Source organism: Janthinobacterium sp. GW821-FHT03A03, from assembly GCF_059421435.1.
This window is the reverse complement of record NZ_JBWKUZ010000041.1, coordinates 1-5967: the sequence shown is the minus strand read 5'-3', so window position 1 is coordinate 5967 and position 5967 is coordinate 1. Positions and strand designations below refer to the sequence as shown.

The window sequence follows — 5967 nt, the reverse complement described above, 5'->3', positions numbered from 1 at the left end:
GCGCTGTGGCCGGCCCTGGCGCTGGCCAGCCACCGCGGCGACGGCGGCGCCGCCCCGGCCATGCTCCTGGCCCTGCCCGATCCGCCCGCCTGGCGCCGCCTGCCCGGCGCGCAGCCCGCATGGCGCGCGCCCCATGCGGGCACGCCCGCCCGGTATGCGGCCACGTATGCGCGCCACGGCGACGGCGCGCAGGTGGACCTGCAGCTGGCCTGGTATGCGCGCCAGTCGCGCGACGCCGAACTGCTGGCCCACCAGAACCTGCCGTACGGCACGCGCTGGGTGGCGCTGGCGCACGGCCCGCGGCGCATCGCGCTGGCGGGCGGGCCGCTGGCCGTGCGCGAAAGCGTGCTGGCGCACGGCGGCGAACGGCTGCTCGTCTGGCGCTTCTACCGCCAGGGCGGCGTCGCCACGGCAGAACCCGTCCTCGTGAAACTGTTGCTGGCGCAAGCCAAGCTGCTGGGCACGCGCCAGGATGGCGCGGAAATCATCGTCATGGCCGCCTACGACGAGCTGGCGCCGCCGCCGCGCGCGGCGCTGCAAGCGTTTTTGCGCGCCGCGCTGCCGGCCATCGTGCGCCGCCTGCAGGAGCCGCCCCATGGCGCCTGAGCTGCCCAACGGCCACGCGGCGGGCGGCGACGCCCGGCCCCTGATCGTGCACGTGATCCACCAGCTCGACGTGGGCGGCCTGGAGAACGGCCTCGTGAACCTGCTCAACCACCTGCCGCCCGAGCGCTACCGCCACGCCATCGTCTGCCTGAAGAACGCCACGGCGTTCCGCCAGCGGCTGACGGCGCCCGGCGTGGAAGTGATCAGCCTGGACAAGCGCGAAGGCAAGGACTGGCGCCACTACGCGCGCCTGTACCGCGTGTTCAAGCGGCTGCAGCCAGCCATGGTGCACACGCGCAACCTGGGCTGCATCGAAGCCCAGCTGCTGGCCTGGCTGGCCGGCGTGCGCCTGCGCGTGCATGGCGAACACGGGCGCGACATCAGCGACCTGCACGGCACCAGCCGCAAATACCGGCTGCTGCGCAAATGCATGCTGCCCTTCGTGCACCACTTCATCGCCGTCAGCGCCGACCTGGGGCAATGGCTGGTGGACGTCATCGGCGCCGCGCCCGAGCGCGTCACGCATATCGGCAACGGCGTCGACAGCGTGCATTTCCACCCGCGCCTGGGGCCGACGGCGGCCGTCGGCCCGCCCGGCTTCCTGCGCAACGGCGCCTTCGTCATCGGCAGCGTGGGCCGCATGGCGGCCGTCAAGGATCATGCGTCGCTGGTGCAGGCCTTCCTGCTCCTGCTGGCCCAGCCCGGCGCCCACGCGCGCCTGCGGCTGATCCTCGTCGGCGACGGCCCCTGCCGCCAGGCTTGCCTGACCCTGCTGCAGCAGGCCGGCGCGGCCCACCTGGCCTGGCTGCCCGGCGCGCGCGACGACGTGGCCCAGCTGCTGCGGGCCATGGACCTGTTCGTGCTGCCGTCGCTGGCCGAAGGCAGCTCGAACACCATCCTCGAAGCCATGGCGACGGGGCTGCCCATCGTCGCCACCCAGGTGGGCGGCAATGTGGAACTGGTGCAGTCGGGCTGGAACGGCACCCTGGTGCCGCCCGGCTCGCCCGACATGCTGGCCGACGCCATGCTCGACTACTACAGCATGCCGGAGCTCGGTCCCCGCCACGGCGCGCGCGGGCGGCGCCTGGTGCTGGCCGAACACAGCCTGCCCGCCATGGCCGGCGCCTACCTGGCCGTGTACGACCGGCTGACGGGCGCGCCGCAGCCTTCGCCCCTGTCCACCTATCCCTGAAAGGCATCCCATGTGCGGCATCAGCGGCATCTTCGACCTGCAGGGCCAGCGCGACATCGATCCTGCCCTGCTGGCGCGCATGAACCACAGCCTGCGCCACCGCGGCCCCGATGAAGGGGGCTTGCACCGCGAACCGGGACTGGGACTGGCGCACCGGCGCCTGTCCGTCATCGACCTGGCCAGCGGCCAGCAGCCGCTGTTCAACGCCGACCGCAGCATCGCCATCGTCTTCAATGGCGAAATCTACAACTACCGCAGCCTGATGGCCGAGCTGCGCCAGTTCGGCCACGCCTTCCGCACCAGCAGCGACACGGAAGTCATCGTCCACGCCTGGGAGCAATGGGGGGAACAGTGCGTGCAGCGCCTGCGCGGCATGTTCGCCTTCGCCCTGTGGGACCGCCGCCGCCACCTGCTGTTCCTGGCGCGCGACCGCCTGGGCGTGAAACCCCTGTATTACGGCGAGGCGGACGACGGCACCCTGCTGTTCGGCTCCGAACTGAAAGCCCTGCTCACGCATCCGGCCATGCCGCGCGACCTCGATCCGCTGGCCGTGGAAGAGTATTTCGCCTACGGCTACGTGCCCGAGCCGCGCAGCATCTTCCGCCAGGCGCGCAAGCTGCCGCCCGGGCATACCCTCTCGATCCGCGCCGGCCGGCCGCTGCCCGCGCCGCGGCCCTACTGGGACATTCCGTTCACGCCGCATGCCGCGGCGGGCGAGGCGCAGCTGGCCGACGAACTGCTGGCGCGCCTGCGCGAGGCCGTGCGCATCCGCATGGTGGCCGAAGTGCCGCTGGGGGCCTTTCTCTCCGGCGGCGTCGATTCGAGCGCCGTCGTGGCGCTGATGGCCGGCGCCAGCGCCGCGCCCGTCAATACCTGCTCGATCTCGTTCGGCGACCCGGCCTACGACGAGGCGCGCTACGCCGACCTGGTGGCGCGCCGCTACGGCACCTTGCACCACGCGCGCCAGGTGGCGCAGGACGATTTCGAGCTGATCGACCTGCTGGCCAATCTGTACGACGAACCGTTCGCCGACAGTTCCGCCATGCCGACCTACCGCGTGTGCCAGCTGGCGCGCCAGCGGGTCACGGTGGCCCTGTCCGGCGACGGCGGCGATGAAAGCATGGCCGGCTACCGGCGCTACCGCCTGCACACGCGCGAGGAAAAGCTCAGGGGCCTGCTGCCGGCGGGCCTGCGCCAGTCGCTGTTCGGCGCCCTCGGGCGCTGGTATCCGAAGGCCGACCGGGCGCCGCGCTTCCTGCGCGCCAGGACCACCTTCGAAGGCCTGGCGCGCGACACGACGGACGCGTATTTTCACGGCGTCAGCCTGCTGGGCGACGCCATGCGCGCGCGCCTGTTCAGCCCCGAGCTGCGGCGCAGCCTGCAAGGCTACCGGGCCGTCGAAGTGCTGCGCCGCCACGCGCTGGCCAGCCCTGCGCAGGATCCGCTGTCGCAGGTGCAGTACCTCGACCTGAAGACCTACCTGCCCGGCGACATCCTGACCAAGGTGGACCGGGCCAGCATGGCCCACGCGCTGGAAGTGCGCTCGCCGCTGCTGGACCATGAACTGGTGGCGTGGATGTCCGGCCTGCCGCCGCAGCTGAAACTGCGCCGCGGCGTAGGCAAATACCTGCTGAAGAAGGCCCTGCGTCCGCTGCTGCCCGACGAACTGCTGTACCGCCGCAAGATGGGCTTTTCCGTGCCGCTGGCCGCCTGGCTGCGCGGGCCGCTGCGCCAGCGCCTGCAGCAGCGGCTGCTGGGTCCCACGCTGGCGCAGTGCGGTCTGTTCGACATGGACTATGTGCGCCAGCTGCTCGAGCAGCATGCGTCCGGGCGGCGCGACTACAGCGCGCCGCTCTGGTCGCTCCTGATGTTCGACGCCTTTTTGCGCCAGGTGCTGCCGGCCGGCGCGCAGCCTTCGCCCGCGCCGGCGCCCCTGGCGACGATAGGATAGGCCATGCGCATCCTGCACATCCTCGACCATTCGCTGCCGCTGCACAGCGGCTACAGCTTCCGCACGCTGGCCATCCTGCGGCAGCAGCGGGCGCTGGGCTGGCACACCGTGCAGCTGACGGGCGCCAAGCAGGGGCCGTCCGAGGGCGCGCAGCAGCTGGTCGACGGCTGGCATTTCTACCGCACGGCGCCCAGCCGCCGCTGGTGGGCGCGCCTGCCCGTGCTGCGCCAGGCGGCCGTCATCGTGGGACTGGCCGTGCGCCTGCGCCGGCTGGCGCGGCGGCTCAGGCCCGACATCCTGCACGCGCATTCGCCCGCCCTGAACGCCATCGCCGCCCTGAATGCGGGCCGCGCCTTGGGCATCCCCGTCGTGTACGAAGTGCGGGCCTTCTGGGAAGACGCGGCCGCCGACCATGGCAGCAGCCGGCCCGGCGGCTTGCGCTACCGGCTCACGCGGGCGCTGGAAAACCACGCGCTGCGCCGCGCCGACGCCGTCACCACCATCTGCGAAGGCTTGCGCCGCGAACTGCGCGCGCGCGGCGTGCCCGCGCATAAGATCACCGTGATCCCGAACGCCGTCGATGCGGGCGCCTTCAGCACCACCGCGCCCGAAGACCACTGGCTGGCGCATAAACTGGGCCTGTACGGCCACCTGGTGATCGGCTTCATCGGCTCGTTCTACGCCTACGAGGGCCTGGCCCTGCTGCTGCAGGCCATGCCGCGCATGCTGGCCGCGCAGCCGGCCCTGCGCCTGCTGCTGGCCGGCGGCGGCCCGCAGGAAGCGGCGCTGCGCGCGCTGGCGGCGCAGCTGGGCGTCGATGGCGCCGTCGTCTTCGCCGGCCGCGTGCCCCATGCGCAGGTGGCCGCGTACTACCAGCTGCTCGACATCTGCGTCTACCCGCGCCTGCCCATGCGCCTGACGGAGCTGGTGACGCCATTAAAACCGCTCGAGGCGATGGCGCAGGGCCGGCTCGTGGTGGCGTCCGACGTGGGCGGCCACCGCGAACTGGTGGCCCATGGCGAAACGGGCCTGCTGTTTCGCGCCGGTGACGCCGGCGCGCTGGCGCAGACGGTGCTGACCCTGCTGCTGGCGCCCGACAGCTGGACGCCGCTGCGGCGCCAGGCGCGCGCCTTCGTGGAAACGGAGCGCAGCTGGGCCGCCAGCGTGGCCCGTTATGCGCACGTATATGCGCGCGTGACGGCGCCGGCCGGATCGCCGGACCTGCCGCAGGAAATGCGGCCATGAAGCTGTCCGGCCTGCGCATCGCTCTGGTCGGTCCCATGCCGCCGCCGGCCGGCGGCATGGCTAACCAGACGCGGCAGCTGGCGGCGCTGCTGCATGCCGAAGGCGCGCAGGTGCAGCTGCTGGCCGTCAACGGCCCCGTGCTGCCGCCCTGGCTGGCGCGCATCCGCTACCTGCGCGCCGCGCTGCGCCTGCCGGTGCACCTGTGGCGGCTGTCGCGCGCCGCCAATACGGTCGACCTGTTCCACATCATGGCCAATTCCGGCTGGTCCTGGCATCTGCAGGCCGCGCCCGCGCTGTGGATCGCCAGCCTGAAAGGCAAGCCGGCCCTGCTCAACTACCGGGGCGGCGAGGCGGCAGCCTTTTTCGCCCGCGCGCCGCGCCTGGTGTCGCTCAGCCTGCGCCGCGCCAGCGCCATCGTCGTGCCCTCGGCCTTCCTGGCCCGCCTCTTCGAGCAGCACGGGCTCACGGCACACATCGTGCCCAACGTGGTGGACCTGGCCCGCTTTGCGCCCGCCGCAGCCGCGGCAGAGGCGGCGCCGGCGGGCGGGCCGCGCATCCTCGTCGCGCGCCACCTGGAAGCCCTGTACGACAACGCCAGCGCCGTGCGCGCCTTCGCCCTCGTGCGCCAGGCGTATCCGGCGGCGCGCCTGGTGCTGGCCGGCGGCGGGCCGCAGCGCGCGGCGCTGGCGCGGCTGGCCAGGTCGCTCGGCGTGCACGATGGCGTGCGCTTCGCCGGCCCCGTCGACAACGCCGCCATGCCGGCCCTGTACCAGGCCAGCGACATCGTGCTCAACCCCAGCCTGGCCGACAACATGCCCAATTCCGTGCTCGAGGCGCTGGCTTGCGGCGTGCCCGTCGTCAGCACGAATGTGGGCGGCATCCCCGCCCTGCTGCAGCACGACAGGACGGCGCTGCTGGTGCCGCCCGGCGACGCGCCGGCCATGGCGCAGGCCATCGTCGCCCTGCTGCGCGA

At 72.7% G+C, this 5967-nt stretch carries 5 protein-coding genes; all 5 read left to right on the top strand.

Annotated elements, in window-relative coordinates:
- A partial coding sequence (locus AC07VI_RS29240) for an exosortase C-terminal domain/associated protein EpsI (protein WP_494808843.1) occupies positions 1 to 606 on the top strand: 606 nt, incomplete at its 5' end.
- Positions 596 to 1798: a TIGR03088 family PEP-CTERM/XrtA system glycosyltransferase gene (locus AC07VI_RS29235; protein WP_492994065.1), complete on the top strand. Its 1203-nt coding sequence runs from the start codon at positions 596 to 598 to the stop codon at positions 1796 to 1798. The genes AC07VI_RS29240 and AC07VI_RS29235, both read left to right, overlap by 11 nt.
- A gap of 10 nt (positions 1799 to 1808) precedes the next feature.
- Positions 1809 to 3749: an XrtA/PEP-CTERM system amidotransferase gene (locus AC07VI_RS29230; protein ID WP_099420543.1), complete on the top strand. Its 1941-nt coding sequence runs from the start codon at positions 1809 to 1811 to the stop codon at positions 3747 to 3749.
- 3 nt (positions 3750 to 3752) lie between these two features.
- Positions 3753 to 4994, top strand: a complete 1242-nt coding sequence (locus tag AC07VI_RS29225; RefSeq protein WP_086148507.1) for a TIGR04063 family PEP-CTERM/XrtA system glycosyltransferase — start codon at positions 3753 to 3755, stop codon at positions 4992 to 4994.
- The coding region (locus tag AC07VI_RS29220) for a glycosyltransferase family 4 protein (protein ID WP_494808842.1) at positions 4991 to 5967 on the top strand (977 nt) is incomplete at its 3' end. The genes AC07VI_RS29225 and AC07VI_RS29220, both read left to right, overlap by 4 nt.